Raw genomic sequence first — 23,612 nt, 5'->3', positions numbered from 1 at the left:
TTAGCGTTCGTAGGAATTGGCAACGGCAAAGGCGTCATAGCCCGCGCCGGTCTGGTTCAGCACGATGGTCACACCGGCCTTGCGCTTGAGCTCGACCGCGGCGACGCTGGCCAGCGCGTCCTCGCCGCTGCGCAGGTCGAAATCCAAGGTCAGGGGCGCCTTGAGCGCAATTGACCGCACATCGGCGGCGGGCACGGCCTTGATCGCCACCGCCTTGGCCAGCGGCACATAAAGGTTCACGTCCCCTTGGGTGGTCAGGTTCACGACGCTGACGTCGGCCTTGGCCGGGCTCAGTTCCAGCGCGTCCTCAAAGACCTGCGGCTCCTGGCCCTCCATCTTGACCACCGTGTAGTGCTTGGACGGGGCGACCTCGACGTCCAGGCTGCCGTCCGAGAACACCACCGGGATCGCGCCCGGCATGACGTTGACATAGCCCGACACCCCGTTGGTCAGCGCGTCCAGCGACTTGCCGTCGATGCTGCCAAAGGTCTGGCCCGGCGCGACGATGCGCACAAAGCTGGAGTTGGGGTCAAACACGTCCTTGTACAGCGCCCCGTCCCCGGCGTGGGCCGGGCTGGCGAGCCCCATCGGCAGGGCAACAAGGGCACCAAGAGCGGCAAGGCAGGTACGACGATCCATCATGATTTTTCCTCCATCAGGGGGGTTGCGCTACATTTTGAAAGGCTGGCCTGCGGTCCCATGGGGGCCGAAAGGGTAATGCTGACGGTCTCGGCGCCGTCCTCCCACAGGCCGGTCATCGGCATGTAGAACCGGCCCGTGCGGCGTAGACGCTCGCCCCGGCGCAGCGCCTTGACGCGGGTGCCCTGCGCGGCCTCAAACCGATAGGTCACGTCCAGCGCGGTGCTGCCGTCACTGTCCAGAAACAGCGTGTCCTGCGCCCCCAGTCCCGCTACCGAGGCCGTCAGGGTCAGGCGATCCTCGGACAGGGCGGCGTCCAGCGGCTGGGTGCAGGTGCCAGAGGCGGCGGCGATCAGCTCTCGCATGGGTTGGTCGCCGTATTGCGCGAGGTTGTTGTAGATCGGGTTTTCCCAGACCAGAAAAGCGGGCGGGCTGTCCTGAAACTCGGTTGAGGTCAGGTAGGACGTAATCGCCCCGAACTGGTTGCCGCCGGTGATGGCAAAGTTGACCACCTCCAGCGCGGCGTGCTGGGCGATGAAGCCGGGAAAGTTGTTGATGGGCGAGTCCGAGAACGACGTGCCAACCAGCGCGACGGGCATCTGCGCGGTGTCGTCGCCAAAGATGTCCAGCCCCCCGCTTTCGTCGCCCAGCCCAAGGTCCAGAGCCCCGTCCAGTCCAAGGTCCAGAACCGTGGCCTGCGTGTCCCATGTCATCGTGGTCGGCTCTGGCAGCGTGTCGTTGCAGCGCGCCTGCAAGATGCGGCGCATCCCGGAAAAGGCGATCTCTTCCCCGAGCGGGGTGCTGGTGTAGGTGGTCTTGTCCAGCGCGTCATAGATCGGCTGGGCGCGGATCACCTCGGCAATCGCCTGCGCGCCCAGATCGGCCCCATAGGCGGACCAGTGGAAATCCGAGTTGAAGAACGCCAGCTTGCCCGGCTCTGCCCGCAGCAGCGCGGCGCGGATATCGGCGGTCAAGACCCCGGCGGCGTTCAACCGCGCCAGCACATCGTCATGCACCGCCGTCGCCACATCCAGATCAAAGCCATACAGCCGCGCCCGGTCCGGCAGGTGATCGGGCATGGACACGCTTTTGGTCGGGATCGGCACATAGATCAGCGTGGTGCCGCGGCTTTCCAGCGCCTGCGACAGCGCCGCCATCTGGTCAACCACTTCGGGCGCAAAGGGATGGTTCATCCGCAAATCGGCGTTGATCCGAAAGAACACGCCGTCCTTGCCCTCGATGGTGGGCAGCTCGCGGTTGGTTTCCAGACCGGCGCAGCCATAGGCGCTGTCGGCCTGCGCGGTGCCCGCCAGCAGGGCAAGCGCAACGGCCATGGAACAGTTCAGCATTCGGGTCATTGGGACACCTCCTGGTTCGGCATGTCTTGGGAAAGCTGCGGCGGCAGCGCGGCGATCTGTTCGTTCACCAGCGGCAAGAGGTTCTCGGCGATCAACCGCAGGCGCAGGCTGTCGGCGCCGGCCACCTTGTCGAGATAGCCCTTGGCGGTGCCCAGGCTGGCGGCGTCCCCGCCCCCCGCGTGCAGGATCTGCGAGGCCAGTTGCAGCGCCACCGCATTGGCCGCCGGGCTGTCGGTCTGCACCACCAAGCGGTCAAGGTCCGGCCCAAGGTCACCAAAGGGCGCCCCGGCCACGTAATAGCGCAGCATCGCCTCGGTGGCGGGGCCGCTGCCCGCCGCCGCATAAAGCAGCAAGGTCTTGCGCAGCGACGTCAGCCGCGCCTGCGAAGTGCTCGCCGGGTCCAGCGCATCCACCGCGCGGATAAAGCCGTAGATCGCCCCGCCGCGCCCCGATTGCGCCGCCATGCCATAGTAATGCGCCGCATCGGCGGCCAGCTGCGGGCGCGCCACGTAGTCGATGCGCTTGGCCAGTTGAAAGGCCGCGTTGCCATCGCCGTAATCGGCCAGCGCCCGCAGATCGGCAAAGCGGACGTACCGCTTGGCGCTCAGGCGTTTGCGCACGGCCACCAGAGGCGCGGGCAGCTGGTCAGAGCGGGTGATGCCGCGCACGATGGTCACATCAACCCGCGCGCCGGCCTCTTGGGCAAAGTCGATCTTGCCGGTGTTCAGGTTGACGGTCTGAGCGCGCAAGGTCTGCGCCGTGGCCAGCGCCGCCCCCACCAGCACCAAAAAGAAAAAGCGTTGAGACAGGGTCATACCTCGCCCTCCGTCTTGCGCGGCTCTGTCAGGTAGCGCACGGGGATTTCCCAGATCACCTGGCCCGCGCCGCTCAGCGGGTCGCGCTGGTCCAGGTAGTCCTGCATCGGCGCAAACGGCCCGCGCCCCTCTTGGGCGTAGTTGATCACATCGCGCGACAACGCCAGCTTGAGCGCCTCGGGAAAGCTCCAGTTCGGGTTGGCCGAATAAGAGGTGCCCACAAGGTCGATCTGATCCTCGGCCCCGCCGCCGAACAGGTCCAGCGCGGCGCCAGTGTCCACGGCGGCGATGGCGCGATAGGGGGCGACCTCTTCGGGGTTCAGACCGATATGCGGGGCCAGCGCGTCAGAGGTCACATAGTTCACCAGATCCCCGGCAAAGCGCGCCGGGACTTCGGTTTCGATGCTGAACACCGTCTCGCCCAAGGGCAGCGCGCCGCTGTCCGCGATGGTCTGCGCCACGGCCTTGGCTCCGCTCGGGGTCCAGTGGGTGTCTGTCGCCAGGAACGGCTGTTCCAGCGCGAGCAGCGCGGGCCGGGTGTCGATGGTCGCCACCCCCGCCGCCGCCAGATCGGCCACAAAGCGGTGATAGAGCGCCTCCAGCTCGGCCCCGGCCGCCGCATCGGGGCTGAGTGCGCCCAGCAGGTCGACCTTGGCGGGCAACGGCGCGACCACCAGCTCGGCCCCCTGCCCCGCCAGCAGGTTGGCGCTTAGCACCACCTCATCCAGCGCGCGGGCATAGACGCCATCCGCCACGGGGCGGAATTCCTCGGCGGTGAACAGCGTGCCGTTCTGCCCCACCACCACGCCGGGGCGGCCCTCGTCCAGCATCAGGTAGCGCGCCGCCCCGATCCAGCCGATGGCCGGGTCTTTATGCGGCAGGTTATCGCGGTACAGCGTGTCGATCTGCTGCGTCAGCTTGCCATTCCAGAACCCCAGCGCGCCGGTCAGTTGCGCCTCGGCCTGCGAGAGCAAAGTCACGTTCGCCGCGCCCGCATAGCCAAAGAAGGCGACCGGCAAGAGGGCTTTGATATACACATGGGTTGTCATCGGCACACCTCAGAATTGGAAGTAGAGAAAGGGGGAAAAGTTCTGCTCGGCCAGCTTGAGGATCGTCAGCGCGCCGACCGACAGCACGAACAGCGACAGCGCCAGCTGCACCACCGGCTGGACGGCGACGGCGGTGGTCCCGTCCGCGCCGGGGGTCTGCGGCGCGGCCATGGTATCCAGCCAGACCGCAAGGCGCGGCTCGGCCCAGGCGACGACGATGGCAATGCACATCAGCGCGATGCTCTCGCGGGTGACCTCGGTCCACAGCGACACATCCCCGGCCCAGCCGTTGGCGCCCAACATGGCGGCGTAGATCTGGAAGCCTTGGGTCACGTCGACCGCGCGGAACATCACCCAGCCGATCAACACCGCCAGCAGCGTCACCGGCAAGGCCCAGACCTGCCCCGCCGCGCGGCGGTCATGGCCGGTGGCCCGCTCGATCGCCAACAGCCCGCCGTGCCAAAACCCCCACAGCACAAACGTCCAGTTCGCGCCGTGCCACAGCCCGCCCAGCACCATCACCGTCATCAGGTTGGCATAGGTGCGCGCAGCCCCTTTGCGGTTGCCGCCCAGCGAGATGTAGAGGTAATCGCGCAGCCAGTTCGACAGCGAGATATGCCAGCGCCGCCAGAACTCGGTGATCGACTTGGAGATATAGGGGTAGCGAAAATTCTCGACAAAGGTGAAGCCCATCATCTTGCCAAGGCCAATCGCCATGTCGGAATATCCCGAGAAATCGAAATAAAGTTGCAGCATGTAGGCCATGGCCCCCAGCCACGCCAGCGTCACCCCCACCTCGCCCGAGTTGCCAAAGGCAAGGTCCGCAAGGGGCGCCACCGCATCGGCCAGCAGCACCTTTTTCGCCAGACCAATCAGGAACCGCGCCATCCCGTCCGAGAACATTTCCAGCGAATGGCTGCGCTCGCGGAACTGGTCTTCGAGGTCTTTGTAGCGCAGGATCGGCCCGGCGATCAGCTGCGGGAACAGCGCGATAAAGGCGGCAAAGTCGATAAAGCGCGCGTCGGCCTTGGCGTCACCCCGGTAGACGTCGATCAAGAAGCTGAGCGCCTGGAAGACGTAGAACGAAATGCCGATGGGCAGCAGCAACCGCCAGTGAATCCCCAGACCCGCCGCATCGGTGCCCACCAGCGCGGCAAAGCTGTCGATGAAGAAATTCAGGTACTTAAAGACCCCCAGCACCCCTAGGCAGCCGATCACACCCACCGCCAGCCAGCCCTTGGCGGCGCGGGTGCCGCGGTGTGCGGCGATGCGCTGGCCCACGAGGTAGGCAAAGCCGGTGGTCAGGAAGAGCAGCCCCAGGAAATCGACCCGCCACCACGCGTAGAACACGTAAGACCCGGCCAAAATCGTGTAGGACTTGGCCTTCCACGGGGTCAGGTAATAGGCGATCAAAAACAGCGGCAGAAACAGGAAAAGGAAGGATTCCGAACTGAATACCATGGCGTCAACCTCCGGTCTGGGTGGGGCAGGACAGCGCGGGCAGATAGGTGTCCCGGGCACCGCCCGCCAGCATCACAAGCGGCTTGGTGCCGGTCAGGTCGGCAATCAGCCGCCCCGTGTCGCCCTGCACGTCGCCCTGAAGAAATCGGGGAAATTGTTGGGAAAAATCGTTTTGCGCCAGATGCAGCTCGGCTGGGGCGGCGGTGGTCAGCCCCACCTTGTTGCCCGCGATGCGGTTGCCGGACAGCGCCAGCACCGTGCCGACGGGTTGGTCGGCGACCATGATCCCGGCGCTGCCAGAGGCAAGGATCGCACTGTCACGAAGCGCCGAAGCACGCGTGCGCCGCAGCGACACACCCTTTTGCCCCGCGCCCACCGCGCGCAGGCCGCTGACCTGCAAACAATCGGAGCGGTCGGCGGCCAGCGCCTCTTTGGCGGGCTGCCAGATCAGCGTGTCCTCGATGCGGGTGCCGTGGCTGGCCTGACGCAGGCGAATGCCGCTGCCGCCGGTCTGGTAGATTTCGATGTCGCGCAACCACGTGGCCTGCGCGCCCTTCTCGATGCGGATGGCGTCGCCACCGATGCGCAGAAAGCGCGCGCCGCTGACATGCGCCCCGGTCGTGCCGACCAGTTCCAGCGCGTTGCCCGCCGCCCCGGCAAAGACCACATCCGCCACCAGGGGGCTGTGCGCCCGTACAAGGCTGAGGCTCTGGACGTCGCTAAACAGCGCCCCGTCGATCACCACCGGCGCGTCGGGCCGGTACAGCCCGCCTTCGATCACCGAAACGCCCGCAAAGGCCGGGCTGCGGCCAAAGCCAAGCGCGCGCAGCTTGGCCCCGCGCAGCACCATCGTCCCGGTGCCCGCCGTCACCACGAAAGGCCGGAACTGTGGCACGCGGGCGGGGGCCCGGCCCTGCCCCGCGATGGTGCCGCCGATCACCTCGAGCTGGCCAAAGTTCACCACAAAGGCGCCCTGCGCCCGGTCCAGCGGCAGCGTGCCGCCGCCGATCACCAGCTGCGCGTCCGGCTCGACCACCACCGGCAGCCCAAGACCATCCGGCCCCAGATGCCCCAGCGCCTGAGCGCGCGCCAAGAGCGTGTCCAGATCCACCCGGCCGCCGCGGACCGCCAGCACCTGCACCCGATCCTGCGGCTGCGCCAGCAGCACCGACAGTTGGTCATTGGCCCCGACCACCCGCGCCAGCCGGACCAGGGCGATCCGCAAATCCATGACGTCAAGCGTTGCAGGCTGGGGGGACGCGGACACAGCGTGGGGACGGATGTCACCGCGCACCGGCAACTGGCGGGGGGTATCGAGGCGCGTAACCTCGTCCGCCAGCGCCTGCTGCATCACTGCAAGCTCGGCCATCACGGTCTCGACCGGATCGCCCTGGGCCACGCCCGCCAGCAGGCTCAGGCCCAACGCCATGCCAACTGGAAGACCGATCCTAGGAAACATGGCGCGGCACCTCGGAGTAGGTGTTGCCCGCCCCCGCCATGATCGACGAGCGCAGCGTCATCAGCAGGATTTCCGCCTCGTCGTCGGTGTTGTTGGTCACCCGGTTGGAGGGCACCCCGTCCAGCGCCGCATGTTCCCCCGGCGTCAGGCGGCGGCGGCGCAGCCCGTCGAACAGGTCAAGGTTGCCCTGCACCATGATCAAGCGCCGCCCCGGCAGCGGGTCGATCGCCAGCGCGTTGCCCGCGTTGATCCGCAGCATCGACATGTCATAGGCCGCCGAGCTGTGCAGCCGCATGGACTGCCCCCAGGCGTATTCGTTGCGGCGGTGGCGGCGCACTTCGGCGCGCTCTTCCTTGCGCAGCAGATCCACCACGGTCTTGACGTCCTGACAGCGCCCGCGCTGGGTGACCAGCAGCGCGTCGGGTGTGTCGATCACGATCACATCGGGCACGCCGACCAGCGCCACCAGACGCTCTTCGGAGCGCACCAGCGCGTTGTTCGTCTCTGTCGAGATCACATCGCCATGAAAGACGTTGCCCTGCGCGTCGGCCTTGCCCACCCCGTGGATCGAGGTCCAGCTGCCCACGTCGTTCCAATCCAGCGCGGCGGGCAACAGCGCCACCCGTTCGGTCTTTTCAAAGACAATGCGCTCTGTCGGCTCGTTCTCGGCGCGGCGAAAGGCGTCGGCGTTCAGGTGCAATTCGCCCTCGCGGCGCTCGCCGTTGCCGACGGCCAGTTCCACCGCTTCGTAGGTGCGCCGGTCGAGGCGCTTGAACTCTTCGATGATGGTGGCCGCCGAGAACAGCGAAATCCCCGACGCCCAAAAGGCCGTGCCCGTGGACATCAGCCCCAACGCCTCGTCGTAGGGCGGCTTTTCGATGAAATGCGCCACGCGCCGTAGGCCGGGATGGGTGGTATAGGCGCCGCCGTCGCAGATGTAGCCATAGCCGGTTTCGGGGTACAAAGGCTTGATCCCCAGCATCACGATGCGCTCATCCATCGCCGGACCAATGGCGCGCTGCACCACCTCGTCCATGTTGCCGTTGATGACGTGATCGGACGGCAGCACCATCATCAGCGCCTCGGGGTCGCGCGCGGCGACCTCTAGTGCGGCGGCCAGTACGGCGGGGCCGGTGTTGCGCGCCACGGGTTCGGCGATGATCTCGGCGGGGCATTGCAGCTCTGCCAACTGGCGGCGCACGGCGGGCAGATGCGCCGCGGCGGTGACCACCACCGGATCGCCGTAGCTAAGCCCGCGATGGCGCTGCACGGTGGTCTGGAAGAAGGTCAGCGAAGCGGGGCCGTCCACCTTGTGGAATTGCTTGGGGCTTTGGCTGCGCGACATGGGCCACAGCCGGGTTCCGGTGCCACCGCAGAGGATAATGGGAACAATCTGAGTCATTTGAAATTTCTCCGATTTCTGAGCCGTTTCTGGACAGTTTCTGAGCAGTTTCTGAGCAGTTTGGGGGCAACGGGCGCGCGGCCCGCCGCATCAAAAGGTCACCCCGCCATGCGCGCCTGCGCCGCAGCGATCCACGCGCCCAGCGTCTCGCGCAGAGGGCCAAACATCTGCCGTTCAAAGCGCAGGCGCGCGCTGTCGCCGGCGGCCAGATCGGCGCCTTCGGGCAGGATCACCGACACCGGCTGACCGCTGCCCGAGCCTTGGTCGGACACCAGCAGCTCCAGCCCCACGGGCACCACACGGCCATCGGCCAGCACCAGCTCTGGCTGATCCCCCGCCAGCAGACGCGCGGTGCCGTCAAAGGTGATCTCTGTGGTGGCGGTCAGATCGCCGCTTTGATCCACCAGCCGCACCAAGGGCGCGCCGGGCATCACGGTGGAGCCCATGGCAAAGGCGTCAGTGGGCTCCAGCGCGCAATCGCAGGGCATCCGAAAGCTCAGCAGATCGCCGGAGTTGGACAGCAGCGAATAGACCACCTCGCCCTCGGCGGCTTCGGCATCGACGTAGGAAATCTGGCCGCCGGTGGTGGCGCGCATGATCTGCCCGTCCTGCACCAGCTTGACCGGGCGCGGCTCGTAGGCAAAGACCACGCGGTCGTGCAGGATATTGCCCGCCACCGCGATCAGCCCCACGGTCAGCGCCAGCACCACCGCCTTGCGCCCCAGCGTGGCGGCGCGCGACAGCAGGCCGGGACGGGATTTGGCGACGGCGGGCTTGATCTTGACCGGACCGGTGTAGTTCAGCATCCCGCCCACCGACACCACGTCGCCGGAAATATAGCTGTTGAGGATGTAGCGCAGCACCGGCAGATGCGGCCCCGTGGGGTTGGTGAAATGCAGCACCACCTGCGCGTCCTCTGATGCGTCGGCCACTTGCAGGCGCACATCCACCGGCATCGAGACCGCAAAGCCTTCGAGATCAAAGCGCAGCGTCGCAGGCCCGGTGTTGCCATCCTTGGCGCGGTTGACCAGCCCGGTGGCGACGGCCTTGGCCACCGACAGGCTCTCGCCGCGCAGCTGGCGCTGGCCGAGGATGACCGTAAAGGGCAGACGCACCTGAGGGTGTTCGCTGTCGAGGATGAAGTCGGGCGGCAGATCGGCGGTGTTGGTGTGGACTTCGGACATGAAAGGCACTCCTTGGCAGAGAAATTTCTATGGAAAATCAAGGGGAAAAGGCGGTCAGAACATCCCGGCGAACCAGAACAGCCCGATGGCCAGCCAACCCAGCGTCAGCGCGTGCATGTGCAGCGAACTGGCGGCCAGCAGCCGGTCGGCCATGGTCCGCGTGCCGGCCGGGCCGCTGGACTGGCGGGTCCAGCGCTGACGGTCGAGCCGGAAGAAGACGTAGCTTTTGACCAGCGCGCCAAAGAGCTGACCGAAATACAGCAGGAACGGAAAGGTGATGGGAAAGCCGATGCGCCCGCGAAACGCCGAGATCACCCAGACAAAGACGTAACGCGTCAGCATGACCCAGGCGATGTAGGCGGGCAGCACCGCCAGATCAAAGGCCAGCGTCGCGGTGATCGCCAGGATCGGCCCGGCCAGCGTCGTCCAGATCGACACCCGCTGGTCCAGGATCGACCACCACGTGAAATAGCCGATCTTGCGCGGCGACAGCTGCAAGGCGCGGCCATTGGTCCGCAGCATGTTCCCGAACCAGCGCACCATCAGCACAGAGGCGCTTTCAAAGAAACCGGGCTTGGGCTGGGTTTCCGCCGACAGCGAACTGACGTCCGGCAGATAGAGCATCTGGTAGCCCTCCTTCATCAGCCAGAACCACGTGGACTTGTCGTCTCCGGTCAGGAAATCGACGCGCCCCAGCCGCCAGTGGTCGATGAAATCGGCCTGCACCATGCGGATAAAGCTGGGCTCAACCGCAAGGCTGGCGCGAAAGACCGACATGCGCCCGGTCAGGGTCAGCACCCGCTTGGACAGCCCCATCGAGCACATCATGACTTGCCGCTGGTCAAAGCGCAGCTGGAACCAGTCGCGGAACAGACCCGGCTGCGGGATGTCCACCGCCTCGTCCGTGGTCAGCGCGCCGACCTTGGGATCGGTAAAGAACGGCGCGGTCTTGGCGATCAGGTCCGGCGGCACACAGCTGTCGCCATCGACCACCACGACCACGTCGTTCGAGCTGGGCATCTGCCGCCCGATCAGGCGCAGGCTGCGGGCCAACGCGTCGCGCTTGCCGGTGCCCGGGATCCGGTCAAGGATCAGTTGCACATGGGGGTTTGGGTTGGCCAACTGCGCGGTCTGGAACACCTGCCGGATGATCCTCTCATCCGCACCATCCACCACCGACGCCACGATCGTCGCCCCGTCGCGCGCGTTCTGCGCCGCCTGAAACACCGAGCGATAGACTGGGATCGTCACCTCTGGCTCGATTTTGTAAGACGTCACAAGGAAATACGCATGGGCGCGCACCCCCGTTTCGGCGAACCGCCCTTCGGCGATGCGGCGGCGGCGCGGGTGGACCCGCAGGCGAAACCACACCGCCCGCGAGAAATTCAGCGCCGCCCAGGAATAGCGCCACATGCCAAGGGCACCGACCACCAGCGCCGCTTCCTTGGCGGCGCCCAGCATCTGGGTGGTGGCAAAGGACGCCAGCACCACGATGGCAGAGAGATACGCAAGATGCCCCAGCATGTGCCCGCCCCTTACCAGCAGATGCCGGAATAGCTGCCGCCCGAGACCTTTTTCCGGTCGAGCCGCGCTAGGTCGATGGTCGGCTTGGTGCCCGCTGCGGCGGTCAATTCGGCCAGCGCATCCTTGTAAATGTTGCCGACGATGATCGCGTCGTTGTCGGCGATCAGCTTTTCCAACTCGCCCACCAGACGGCCTTCGAGATCGGGCACCACATCGTTGCCCCGCCCGGCAGTCGAGTTCTGCTCGGCAAAGGCTTCGTGCACGAAGGGATCGTAAATCTCGACGCCAACGCCGTTCTTGATGAGCCGCCCCGCCAGTTCGGCCAGCGGGCTTTCGCGCAGATCATCGGTGCCGGGCTTAAAGCTGACGCCAACCATGCCGACCTTTTTCGCCTTGGTGGTTTCAACCATGGTCTCGGCGCGGGCGATCTGGGCGGCGTTGGCTTCGAGCACCGCGTTCAGCATGGGGGCGGCGACTTTGTTTTCTGCCGCCAAATGGCGCAATGCGCGCACGTCTTTCGGCAGGCAAGAGCCCCCAAAAGCAAAGCCGGGACGCATGAAATAAGGCGAGATATTCACCTTGAGATCAGAACACAGGATTTCCATCACGGTCTGACCGTCCAAGCCGCAGGACTTGGCGATATTGCCGATTTCATTGGCAAAGGTGACCTTGACCGCGCGCCAGGTGTTCGAGGTGTATTTGACCATCTCGGCGGTGCGCAGATCGACCGAGTGAATTTCGCAATCCAAAGGCGCGTTCAATTCGTTCAAAATTGCTGCCGTCGGCTTGTCCATCGACCCGAAGACAATCAAACCGGGATCGTAATAGTCTTCGATTGCGGTGGATTCGCGCAGGAACTCTGGATAATATCCGACGCCGAACTCTGTACCGGCTTTTTTGCCAGACTCCGCTTCGAGCGTTGGAATACAGGTACCTTCACACGACCCCGGTACGATGGTCGACCGGATAATGACCGAATGGAAGCCGTCTTTCTTGGCCAGCGCCTCTCCGATGGATTTGCAAACGCTTTCCACATAGACAAGACCAACTGCCCCATTCGGCGCAGAGGGCGTGCCAACACAGACAAATGACGCGTCGGTGTTTTGAATGGCATATTCGATATCGGCGGTGGCCGACAAACGCCCGGCGGCCACGACCTTTTCCACCAAGGGGCCAAGTCCCTTTTCCACGATCGGGGATTTACCGGCATTGATCGCGTCGATCTTGCCTTGATCCACATCCACGGCAATTACGTCATGACCATCCTGCGCAAGACACGCCGCCGCGACGACCCCGACATACCCAATTCCGAAAATACTGATCCGCGCCATGTTGACCTCTTTGAGCTGAAATACGTTTCAAACTCAGCGTGCCGCAGTGCAGAAAATCGGACCAGTCGGTAAGTTCCCTACAGCTGTAGGCAGAGTCCCGACAGGCAGGGCAAAGCATTCAAGCCATTGAATTAAATAACTAAACCACCCCTTCCGAAAAGAAGGAGTGGTGCATGTAAGGTCTAGGAAAACGATGTCTCAGCCAAGCCAGCCTTGAGCGATTGCATGGTCGACCAATTCGGCCCGACTGCTCAAACCCAGCTTTTGCAAAGCCCTCGATTTATACGTATCCACAGTCTTGGAACTGATAGACAGAGCGTGCGCAATATGTTTCGCCTGCTGCCCACGCGCAGTACGAACGATGACTTCTCTTTCACGATCGCTCAGAATTGGATCATCAAAAGGTGTAGAACCTATGGTGGCGTGAAAGAATTGCGCATAGGTGGGGTCGATATAAATGGCACCGCCACAAACCGCCCGAAGCGCAATATCCAGCTGTTCTAGATCATTATCTTTGCCGACACAGCCGACAAATCCGGCCTCAATAACTGCCCGCAGCATGACATCATCCATACGCGCGCAATATCCGATCAAGCGAATATCTCCACAGGCGCGACGGATATTAGATGAAAAGTCACATAAGTCCTGCTCTGGACCAAGAGTCAGCTGCCCAGGATCAACAATTAACACATCAGGTTTCCAATCGCAAAGCGTTTCAATCAAACTGTCGCCATTCAGCTTCACACCCTGACAGCTTCCGGCTAAAATGGCATCAAAATGCAATGCCAAAGCATGACTGAGCGCCGGGTTGGAATCAACAAACAAAACGGATTGGCACACGATAGCGTCATCCGTTTTCGAATCATCCGTGGTCCGCGTTTCCACAAGTCCCATAAAAAATCTCCATCGTCGTCCTCCCGATAGAAATCAATCGGCCTTTTGGCCATTTTTGAAAAAATTCAACCGAAACTTTTAATCGCAAGACAGGTCTGCGATCCCTCCGAAAGTCCGGCCCCTGTTTTTCTTTTGGGGTGTATTCAATATTTTGGTTATTCCCACCGTGCAGTAGGTGGCGTCTGCTCTTGCAGTTCGGACAAAATACAGGCACGCGTCCGCATGGCTTGGCCTTGACCTATAGATCCAAGAACAATTTACGCTACCAAGGGTAGAATCGGTCTATTTTCGAGTCAACAAATGAAGCGGGCGTGCCTGCGATGCCCCATGAAAAACCGGCAAACTAGGTTAAATTGTCGTAAATTTCAGCACGCAGCCGCAGCAAACCCGCGCAAAGAATGAAAAAATCGCCTGAGCCGCACGGTGATCTGAGCGAATCTTTGTGTCACAAGCGCCTTTTGCGGCCCCCTCCCGCCGCAATGTCGGAAGAGGGCGCAAAGCTGGCCTCATCGCGCTTCAGAACCGCTTAGACAAAGACGAACTGATCGGCCTGCGTCAACATGTGGGCAAGCGTGACGTCCACAACCCGCACGCTGTCCGTTTCAGAGAAGCGGATCTCGACCGCGCCGCCCGTCTCCACCGCGTTGTTGGTCAGGAAGGCCGTGATCTCGGGCGCGCCAATGCTCTGCCACAGCGCCGTATCAACCGCGATCTCATCCTCGGCCCCGAAGTCCAGGATCAGATCGTGGCCAGAGCCTTGGGCGAACACAAAACGGTCAGCATCAGCGCCGCCAAACAGCCGGTCATCCCCTGCGCCGCCGATCAGCGTATCGGCCCCGTCACCGCCCGACAACACATCGCGGCCCGCGCCGCCCCACAGGCTATCCGCGCCCGCGTTGCCCGACAGCAGGTTGTCGCCCGCGTCGCCGCGCAGCGTGTCGGCAAACTCCGACCCGACCACCCGTTCAATGCCTGTCAGAACATCGCCCGCTGTGTCGCCGCCTTGGCCTTCGCCCAGCGAGAGGTCCACGGTGACCCCCGCGTCAGAGCCGCGATAGACCGCGCGGTCGACACCTTCGCCGCCGTTGACAGTGTCCGGCCCGACCACGCTGTCCGCCGCGCCGGTGCCGCGCATCCGGTCCGCCTCTTCGAGGCCCACGATCATCCGATCCGGCGCAAGAGCGTAGCTCAGCTCCAGATGGGTGCTCAGCCCGTCGCTGCCGGTGGCCGTGATGGCAAAGAGGATGTCGCCAGAGCGCGGCAAGGCACGCGGCAGCAGCAGCTCGACCTCGACGCCAGTGTCGGTCGTGACCAAACCAAAGACCTGGGCTGCGAACTCGGCGCTCAGACCGCCGTCCAGATCGGCAAAGGCGTAGCTCTGGGTGTCGCCAAAGGGCGCGTTCCCGTCCTCGGCGGCGATCCGTGCCACGATGGACCCGGCCACAAGGCCGCGCCCCATCAGCGCCTGATCCACCAGGGTCAGCTGTGCCGCCTGCGGTGTCAGGGCTGCGGTCGCAACCCGCTGGTCGCCAACCTCCAGCGCGTTGACGCCGGACAGCGTGTTGCTGCCAAGGTGCCCGGCGATGGACGCATCACGCATATCGGTGACCACCAGCGCGCCGCTGTCCGTGGTGCTGAACGCCAGATCCGACCACAAGACCCCGTCAAAGCGCGCGATGGCGCCACTGCCCTGCGCCTCGATCAGGTCGTTCCCGGCGCCGCCCTGAATCGTCGCCGCCCCCGAGCCGGTCATGATGATCGTGTCATCGCCCGCGCCTGCGTCGATCAACGCGGCCCCCGCGCCCAGCACCACCGTATCGTTGCCCGCCCCGGCGGACACCACGGCGTCGCCGTCGCCCAGCACGATCACGTCACGCAAGAGGCTGCCGGTCACCGTGTCGTCGCCGCCCAGACCTTGGACAACCGTGCCGCTGGTCAGGGTGATCGTGTCCGCCCCGGTGGTCCCGGTGACGGTGTCGTCCGAGCCGTTGAAATAGATCTCGAACGGCACAAAGGTCGGGAAGTCGCCTTCGGGCGACAGGGTGTCCGTCACCGCCACCCGCAGTTCCAACCACACGGCGGTAAAGAAGCTGGTGTAGTCGGACATGTCGAACAACGCCCCGTCCCATTCGATCATCACATCCGGCAGGTAGTCGGGCAGCGTCATCTCGACCCAGCCGTCCTCGGTCATGGTCAGGCTGGCGGCGATATCCGCCTGCACGCTGCTGACCGGATCGCTGACGCGCCATTGGTAATCGCTCGCGTAGATGTCCAGCTGCGGCGCAAAGATGCCGTCCACATGCAGCGTCAACGGGTCAAAGCTGTTGGGGTCGGTGACATAGTCAAAGACGTTGAAGCGCAGGGTTGCGTCTTCGTCGACGCTCAGCACCCGGTCGGTGCCGTTCACGACAGGCCGCCCGAGGTTGACCCGGTCAATGCTCAGATCGAAGGTCTGGGTATGGGTCAGCCCGGCGCTGTCCGTCACCTCGATGGCGATCTGCGGCGCAGGCCCATAGGCCAGCAGATCGCTGCCCGCGACCCGCAGCTTATCGCCTTGGATGGTGAACAGCTCCGCCGCCTGCGCCGCGCTGAGCCCCCCCGCCGCATCGACAAAGCGATAGGCAAAGCTTTCGCCCGGGTTGATGTCGCTGGCGCTGAGGCTGGCCCAGACCGTGCCGATGGCCGCGGTCTGGGGCAAGTGATCGGCAAGGGCGTAAGACGCACCGTCCAGCGTGATCTGGTCCAGCCCCTCCAGCGTGTCCGCGCCTTGGGCGCTGTCCACCCAGTAGACGTCGGTATGGGCGTGGGTGACCTGAACGTCGGCAACCGTCAGATCGCCGTAATCGGCGGTGCCGCTGCCGGTGCCGATCAACAGATCGTCGCCCGCGCCACCCCTGACGGTGCCGGCACCGTCTTCCGAACCACCCTGCACGGTGCCCACGCCGTCGCCCAGCTCCAGCCGGTCGTGGCCGTCCGAGCCGATCAGCAGGTCCGCCCCGCCGCCGCCAAGGATCGTGCCCGGCGCGCTCAGGGTCAGGGTCTCGGCCCCGCTGGTGCCGGTCAGCACCGTATCCGCGCCGTCAAAGTTGACCTGCGCCGCGCCGCGATTGGCGGACACACGCCCGTCCTGATCGACAACGCTATAGCCGATGGTGACGCCAAGCCGGTCAAAGCCCCCCTCCCCATCGCTGGTCATCAGCAGATCCTGCCAGACCTGCGGCAAGCTCAGCGACAGCGTGCTGCCGTCAAGGCGCGCCAGCCCGGTACCCGCATCGAACAGCGCGTCGCTCAGCGCCTGTGCCAGTTCGGAAAGATCATAGGTGACGCCCGCCACCTCGACCGTGCCGCCCGCCAGAACGTCGATGCGGGCATAGGGGGCTTGCAGCGTGACCGCGTCGAGGGTCAGCGCCCCCGCCGCGCCCTGCGGCAGGTTCAGGACCGACACCACGTCCAGCGGGTCGGCATCGCTTGCGCCGGTCAGCAGGTCGATGCGCAGCGTGTCGCCTTCGCCGCCGGTCACACGGCCACCGCCCGCCACCGGGGCGTGCAGGTTGGCCGCAGTGATCACAATCGAGCGTTCAAAAACCGTGCTTTGCCCGGTGCTGTCCGTCGCCTCGAACGCCAGATCCAGCGTGTCGCCGTACATCCGCAGGTTTGTCCCCGCCGTGCGCAGATCGAACCCGTCCAGCGTCACAAGGCTTGCCGCCTCAGCCGCGCTTAGCCCGCCCGCGCGGTCGACAATCCGCAAGCTCACCGTGTCGCCAAAGGCGCTGTTCGCATCCACCGGCGTCAGCGTCGCGATCAAATCGCCAAGCGCGCGCGTCTCGGTAAAGCTGTCGACCGAGAGCGTCAGATCGCTCGGGGCCTGCGTCACCGCATCCAAGAGCGCGCCCAAAACGCCGCCGATCTCGACCATCACGTTCTGGAACGGCTGGCCGGACAGCAGCATCAGCGTGTCACTGCCAAAATGGCCCGGAACGCTGGCGTCGCGCAGATCGGTGATGGTGACCGCCTGCGGGTTGCTGGCGTTGATCTGCATCTCGGCAAAGGTCACGCCCTCGTAGGCAATCACATGGCCGCTCGGCGCATCGCCGAAATTCCCAAGGCTGTCGAAGACGATGAACGTGTCGTTCCCCGCCCCGCCGGTCAGCGTCACATGGCCCGCACCAATGTCAAAGATCGTGATCTCGTCATTGCCGGTGCCGCCGTCGATCAGCGCCGTCGCGCCGTCTGTCACATCGACGTAGCGGATGGTGTCATCGCCCGCCCCGCCGGTGTAGTCGCCAGAGGTGCTCCAGTTGAGGATATCGTTGCCCGCGCCCGCATCCACAGTAGCCGCGCCGCTGATCTGGTGCAGCAGGTCGTGCCCGTCGCTGCCCAGCACCGTATCCGCCGCGCCGCTGCCCGCGTAGATGCCCGGCGTGTCCAGCGCGATCCATTCGCTGCCAGTGGTGCCGGTTGCGGCCTGATCCTCGGCGGTGAATTTCAGCTGCTCGAATTGCTGGCCCGACAGCGCGCCAAAGCTGTCCTCGGCGTAATAGCTGACCGTCAGGACCATATCGCTGAGGATCTGCCGCGCCTCGGCAAGCGGCAGGGACGACAGGTAGGTGCCGCCGCTGGCAAAGCTCGCCTCGGTCACAAGGTCCGGCAGGGTCACGACCAGCGTCCCGCCCTGGGTGCTGATCCCGGCCTCGAGCGCTGCGAACAGCGCCGCGCGGGTGACCTGCACCGTGCCGAGGTTCAGCAGCTCTTGGGGGTCGCCCAACGGGGTAAAGTTGCCGAACTGCACAACCTGAACCCGCGCGCCGTCCTGCTGCGAAATCCGCAAGGGAGCTTTCGCGTCACCGTCGGTGTCGTTGCCGATCAGGTCGAACTGCGCCGTGGTGCTTTCGCTGACCGGGGCCCCGGTAAAGTCATCGCCCACCGCCACAGGGATGTGCTGGTTGACCCGGTCGACGGCCATGTCAAAGCTCTGGATCAGGCTGTGACCTGCGGCGTCCGTCGCCTCGATCGCGAAGGTAAAGGCCAGACCGTGGCTCAGCAGATCGCCCGCGCGCAGCAGGCTGCCGCCTTCGATGGTGAACAGGGCCGCGGCCTCGGTCGCCGTCAAGCCCCCCGGCGCATCGACAATGCGCAGGCTGACCGTGTCGCCAAAGGCGGTGTTGGGGTCATAGGCGTGGATCACCGCCGCCACGTCGCCCATCCCGAGGGTCTGAAGCACGTTGTGGGTGGAGAGGCGAATGCTCTGCGGAGAGGCGGAAATGGCATCCGCCACCGCCCCGCGCGCCCCGTTCAGGTCAAACAGCTCGACCCCAGTCAGCAGATCGCTGCCAGAGGCGCCGGTGACGCGGAAACCGCCGCCTTCGGCCACAACAGTCACGTCGTCCCAGCCTTCGGCAAAGAACGCCACGTCGCCGCTGCCCGACCCGCCGATCAGCGTGTCATCGCCGCCCGCGCCGGTCAGGCTGTCATCGCCCGCGCCGCCTTGGAGCGTATCCGCGCCCGCCCCGCCGATCAGCAAATCGTCGCCGTCAAGGCCGCGCAGCTCGGTCGGGCCAGAGCCTGCGCGCAGCACGTCCGCGCCCGCCGTTCCGGTCACCAGCCCCTCTGGGGTCACGGTAAGGCCCAGGTCAAAACTTGCGCTCAGGCCGTCGAGGCCCGTGGCGGTGACCGCGATCAGCAGGCTATCCGGCCCCGCCGCGTAGTCGACACCGCCCTTGGCCACCAGCCATGTGTCCACGCCGTCGGTCTGAAACCCGAACTGCGCCGCCGCCTCGGCCGCGCTCAGGCCGCCCACAGCGTCGGCAAAGGCAAAGCTCTGCACGTCGCCGCGCGCAAGGTCGGCGTCGGTGACCTGCAACAGGCCGATGCGGGTGCCGTCGCTGGCCATGCCCGGCACCACGCTGTCCCCTAGCGTCACGTCGCTGGCGGGGGTGCCGCGCAGCGCGTCGATGGACAGGCGCGCCGAGCGGAACTCGACGAATTCCACACCGCTGAGGGTATCGCTGCCCTCTAGGGTCGTCAGGATCGTGTCCTCGCCGCTGCGCAGGATGGTCACCGCGCTCCAATCGACGTTGTAGCGCGCCACGTCGGCCTCGCCTGCGCCGCCGTCCAGACGGTCGTTGCCCAGCCCGCCGATCAGCGTGTCCTCCCCGGCCCCGCCGAGGATCGTATCATCGCCCGCGCCGCCTTGGATCAGGTCGTCCGCGTCGGTGCCGGTGATCGCGCGGTCCGTCGTGCCTGCGGTCAAGCTTAGGGTGCGCGTCACGCTGAGGCCCGCCATATCGGTGGCGGCCAGCGCAAGGCTCACGCCGCCTTCGATCCGGGCGGCGCTGTCCGCAAGACGGGTGCGCAGCTCGCTCAGGCCATTGGGCAAGACTACGATCTCGAACAGCGCGGCGGCCTGCGCGGCGCTGAGCCCCCCAGCCGCATCGGCAAAGGCAAAGGTGCTGAGATCGCCCAGCGGGGCGTTGCCATCCACCGCGCGCAGGGTGCCGACCACAGCCCCCGCGCCATCGTCCACCGCGCTGGCGCTGAGCGTAATGTCGGTGGGCGCCAGCGGTGTCAGCGCGTCCACCCCCATGTCCGGCGACCAATACAGGCTGCCGTCGATGGTGATATTCGCCCCGCGCACAATGTCGACGCCTTGGTCATCCGCGTCATAGCGGTCGCGCAGGTCGGTGACCTGTATGTCGCCATTCGCAAGGGCGTGGAAACGGAAGTTCTGCCAGCCCTCGTATTGCGCAGCCAGATCAAGGCCGAACTGCCCCACGAAAGTGTCGTTGCCCGCCCCACCCCACGCAAGGTCAGAGCCGCCGGTGCCAAGGAACAGATCGTCGCCATCGCCGCCCAGCAGCGTGCGTCGCCGCCCATCCCGCGCAGGGTGTCGTCGCCGATCCCGCCGGTCAGCGTCTCGGACGCGTCGGTGCCAGTGACCAGCACCCCGCGCTGCACGTCCAGCGCAAAGGTCTTGGAGTAGCTCAGCCCCGCAAGGTCCGTCGCCGTCAGGGTAAAGTCCGCCAGCCCTTCCCAGCGGTCAAAGATGCGGTCCGTGGTGGTGCGCAGCTCATAGCCTGCGTCGGTCTGGACCAGCGCGATGAACAGCTCGGGCGACCAGTTGAGCGTCGCGCGGGCAAGGGTCAGCGTCGCGGAATCGCCAAAGATCGCGTTCACATCGGTGACCGACAGCGTGCCGATCAGCGTGCCTGCGGCGGAAGTGGTCTGCACGCCGTTCGCCGACAGGGTGATGTCGGTGGGCGCCTGGTTCACCGCGTCGGCGACGGCCCCAGTGAAGGACCGGGTGCCGCTGTCGAAGGCGATCTGCTCGACCCCGATCAGCGTGTCGGTGCCAAGGCTCGCCGGGCTGCCAAGGTCGGTGACGGTGTAGCCGCCCGCCACGGCCTCGACCTGCATCTGGGTCCAGTCGGCCTCGAAAACTGCCGTATCCGTGTTCTCGCCGCCGATCAGCGTGTCGTCCCCAGCGCCGCCGCTGAGGGTGTCACGGCCAGTGTCGCCGGACAGGTCGTCGTCGCCGTCCCCGCCGGACAGGCTGTCCGCCCCTTCACCACCGATCAGCGTATCCGCGCCCGCGCCGCCGTCCAGCGTGTCATCGCCGATGCCACCGTCCAGCGTGTCACTCCCCGCAGCGCCCGACAGGCTGTCGTTCCCGGCCTCGCCAAGCACGCTGTCGGCCCCGGCCCCAGCACCCACGGTGTCATTGCCATCCCCGGCGAGGATCAGGTCATCCCCTCCGACGGTGGACAGGAAGGTCAAGTCGCGCAGGTGGATTTCACCCATCTCGACCCAGCCGATCTGCCCGGCCACCAGCATCGGCTGCGACGACGCGCGCTCCGACACCGCTGCCAAAGCCCCGGTCCACAGGTCATGCACATAGACCCGCGTCAGGCCATCGCCCGGGCCGTCATCCGCCCCATCCAGCACAAGGTTGCCCGCCGCGCTTTCAAAGGCGACGTAGCGCCCGTTGTCAGACACCACCGGAGCCCACGCGCCGCCCTCTGCCGCGCCATCAAGGCCGGTCGAGACCAGCGTCACCTGATCATTGGACAGATCGCGCAGATAGACCTGGCGGACGCCATCCTCCTGCGTTTCATAGGCGATCAGCTCCGCGTCGGACGCGTAAGAGAACGCGCCAACCCGGTTGATCAGCGGCGTCAGGGCACCCGTGGTCAGGTCGACCTGCATCATCAGCCCGTTGCCATAGACAAAGACGCCGCTCTGGCCGTCGGCGCTGATCTGCGCCTTTTGCGGCGAGCCAGAGCCGCCCGTCAGCTTGGTCACCGCACCGGTCGTCATGTCGCGCAGGTACAGCTGTTGCGTGCCGTCGCCGGACAGCGTGTTGCTCTGGAACAGGACGCGCTGGCCGTTTGCGCTGAGGCTGCCGGCGCTGCCGCCGGTATCGACCCCGTCCACCATGGCCCCGATCGGCGCATCCACCGACACGATTTCCAGCAAAAGGTTCACCGTATCAAAGCGATAGACCTGCTGGCCGGTGGTGCCAAAGCCCGCGTCGGCAGCGCTGTTGAACAGCACGTAGCGGCCATCGTCCGACACGTCGAGCAGGGTGCTGTCCCCCTCGAGCGCAAAGCCGTAGCGGTCGACGCTGGCCAGCGCCATCTGCCCGCCCGTGGTGCTGACAAAGATGTCGCGCGTCCCGGTGAGCCCCTCGACGGGGCTTTCGCCAAAGGCGTCGGTGGTGGTGGTCAGGACCACGGTGCCACCCGCCAGCACCCGCACGTCCTGCGGATCGGCGGCGGCGGGCGTGTCCAGCCCCAGCGTCAGCACGATGCTATCGGTGTCGGGGCGCGTCTGCTCGGCCCCGGTGTCGGTGATCCGGTCGTCGCCCACGCCGCCAAGGATCGTGTCCGCGCCTGCCCCGCCGTCGATGGTCTCGCCCGTGTCACCCAAGCGCAGAACAGCGCCCGGCAGCGCGGCGCTGCCCACGTCGCCCACAGCAACGGTGTAATGGCTGGTGATCTGGGTGTCGCCCGAGGTCAACACGATCTCCAGCGTCACGTCCTGCCCCGCCACCAGCTTGGACGGGTCGTCCAGCCGCAACTCGCGCCCGTTCAGCGTGACCGCGCCCGGCGGATCGGTGACAGCGATGTCCCAGTCATAGAGCGCGCCATTGAGCGCCCCCGACAGGGTCACGCGCCCCAGCACCGTGCCCTCGGGCATGTCGGTGGCCAGTTGCACCATGCCCGACAGGTCAGAGCCGTCCAGCAGCGCCACCTCTTTGCGGGCGCTGGCGGCGGCCTCGAGGGTGATCAGCTCACCGCGGACCGCGATCACCTCGACCCCGATCAGCGTATCGGTGCCGAAATGCCCCGGCGTGCCCGCGGGACGCAGGTCGGTGACCGTCCAGACGCCGTAGTCATCCAGCGCAAAGCCCATGTCTTCGAGCGCCGCGTCATAGGCCGCGATGTCCTGCCCAACGCCGCCGTAGATCGTGTCATTGCCCGCACCGCCCGACAGCATGTCCGCGCCGCCAAGCCCGCTCAGCAGGTCATCGCCCGCGCCACCGTGCAGCGTGTTCGCCCCCGCGTGGCCGGTCAGCGTGTCATCGCCGCTGGACCCCTGCCCTGCATCCGCGAACAGGTCCAACGTCAGCCGCCGCGCCTCGGTGCCCAGCATCCAGTCGATCTGCGCGATGATATGGTTGCCCGCCTCGACGTTGTTCTCGATCCAGCTGTCGACCACCACGTCGCCCCAGTTGTCGACGTAGTAGACATCCGCGCCGGTGCCGCCTTCCATCCGGTCCGCGCCGGTGCCACCGTCCAGCGTGTCGCTGCCCGCAACGCCGCCCAGCAGCGTGTCCGAACAGCTGGTCGTCAAAGCCAAGCAGTTCGTCCACCGCTTCGCCGGGTTGCAGCACGTCGCCGTTCATCACATCGTCACCCGCGCCGCCATAGATCTGGTCGTCGAACATCCAGCCGTTCAAGGTCTGGTCACCGTCCCCGCCATACAGCGTAAAGTCATCCGGGTAGAACTGGTTCAGCTGGAACAGCGCGTCGGATTTGAACTCGGACCACTCATAGGCGTCGCCCCAGACCGTCACCGGCAGCACCGAGCCAAAGCCAAAGCGGTCCGTCACCTCGACGCCAAACACGAGGATGCCAGAGCCCGCACCGCCCAGCTCGGCCAGCCTGTCCATGCTGTCGACGCTCAGGTGGCCATCGGCGGTCAGGTCGACCAAATCTTCGGCCTGCGCGGCGCTCAGCACGTTGATGTCGGCGCTGCCGACCTGACGCGTGCCCCAGAACCCAAGGCTGTCATCGCCGGGGCCGAAATCCGCCAGCGCGAATATGTGGCTCTCGCCAATGGCAAAGTTGATGTCGTGGACGACCAGATTGCCCAGTTCATAGCCCGCGTCCATGGATTGCGACAGGTAGAGGAAGTCCCAGTCCCGCGCCGGATCGTCGCCAAGGCTGTCCCAGAACGGAAAGACCATGCGCTGTTCGACGCTGCCATCAATGTAG

12 protein-coding genes and 1 pseudogene are annotated in these 23,612 nt (G+C 65.6%); all 13 read right to left on the bottom strand.

The window, feature by feature from the left end:
• A complete protein-coding gene (locus tag B9A11_RS12035) occupies positions 1-642 on the bottom strand; it encodes an alginate O-acetyltransferase AlgF (RefSeq protein WP_083499886.1) in 642 nt (213 codons plus the stop codon).
• Complete coding sequence (locus B9A11_RS12030) at positions 639-1,997, bottom strand: alginate O-acetyltransferase AlgX-related protein (protein WP_058248296.1); 1,359 nt, start codon at positions 1,995-1,997, stop codon at positions 639-641. The genes B9A11_RS12035 and B9A11_RS12030 overlap by 4 nt, the downstream gene beginning before the upstream one ends.
• On the bottom strand, positions 1,994-2,812 hold the full coding sequence (locus B9A11_RS12025; RefSeq protein WP_058248295.1) for a hypothetical protein: 819 nt from the start codon (positions 2,810-2,812) through the stop codon (positions 1,994-1,996). The genes B9A11_RS12030 and B9A11_RS12025 overlap by 4 nt, the downstream gene beginning before the upstream one ends.
• The gene (locus B9A11_RS12020; protein ID WP_058248294.1) at positions 2,809-3,861 is read right to left on the bottom strand and encodes an alginate O-acetyltransferase AlgX-related protein; all 1,053 of its coding nucleotides are present in this window, start codon (positions 3,859-3,861) and stop codon (positions 2,809-2,811) included. Before B9A11_RS12020 ends, B9A11_RS12025 begins: the two co-directional genes overlap by 4 nt.
• A gap of 9 nt (positions 3,862-3,870) precedes the next feature.
• Positions 3,871-5,322 (bottom strand): MBOAT family O-acyltransferase, encoded by a 1,452-nt coding sequence (locus tag B9A11_RS12015; RefSeq protein ID WP_058248293.1) that lies wholly within the window; start codon positions 5,320-5,322, stop codon positions 3,871-3,873.
• Between the two features lie 4 nt (positions 5,323-5,326).
• Complete coding sequence (locus B9A11_RS12010; protein ID WP_143595873.1) at positions 5,327-6,781, bottom strand: right-handed parallel beta-helix repeat-containing protein; 1,455 nt, start codon at positions 6,779-6,781, stop codon at positions 5,327-5,329.
• Entirely contained in the window at positions 6,771-8,183 is a 1,413-nt protein-coding gene (locus B9A11_RS12005) for a mannose-1-phosphate guanylyltransferase (RefSeq protein WP_083499885.1), read from the bottom strand. The genes B9A11_RS12010 and B9A11_RS12005 overlap by 11 nt, the downstream gene beginning before the upstream one ends.
• 98 nt (positions 8,184-8,281) lie before the next feature.
• Positions 8,282-9,367, bottom strand: coding sequence for a hypothetical protein (locus B9A11_RS12000; protein WP_058248290.1), 1,086 nt, complete (start codon positions 9,365-9,367; stop codon positions 8,282-8,284).
• Positions 9,368-9,421: 54 nt separating this feature from the next.
• Entirely contained in the window at positions 9,422-10,891 is a 1,470-nt protein-coding gene (locus B9A11_RS11995; protein ID WP_058248289.1) for a glycosyltransferase, read from the bottom strand.
• 11 nt (positions 10,892-10,902) lie between these two features.
• The gene (locus tag B9A11_RS11990; protein ID WP_058248288.1) at positions 10,903-12,222 is read right to left on the bottom strand and encodes a nucleotide sugar dehydrogenase; all 1,320 of its coding nucleotides are present in this window, start codon (positions 12,220-12,222) and stop codon (positions 10,903-10,905) included.
• Between the two features lie 198 nt (positions 12,223-12,420).
• A complete protein-coding gene (locus tag B9A11_RS11985; protein ID WP_083499884.1) occupies positions 12,421-13,116 on the bottom strand; it encodes a LuxR C-terminal-related transcriptional regulator in 696 nt (231 codons plus the stop codon).
• 526 nt (positions 13,117-13,642) lie between these two features.
• Positions 13,643-19,888 (bottom strand): calcium-binding protein, encoded by a 6,246-nt coding sequence (locus B9A11_RS22465; protein WP_058248286.1) that lies wholly within the window; start codon positions 19,886-19,888, stop codon positions 13,643-13,645.
• A 680-nt stretch (positions 19,889-20,568) separates the two neighbouring features.
• A pseudogene (locus B9A11_RS22115) lies at positions 20,569-22,968 on the bottom strand (hypothetical protein); the annotation flags it as partial.
• Between the last annotated feature and the right edge of the window lie 644 nt (positions 22,969-23,612).

Source organism: Tropicibacter naphthalenivorans (genome assembly GCF_900176475.1).
Taxonomy (GTDB): Bacteria; Pseudomonadota; Alphaproteobacteria; order Rhodobacterales; family Rhodobacteraceae; genus Tropicibacter; species Tropicibacter naphthalenivorans.
This window is presented reverse-complemented; position numbering and strand designations above follow the sequence as displayed.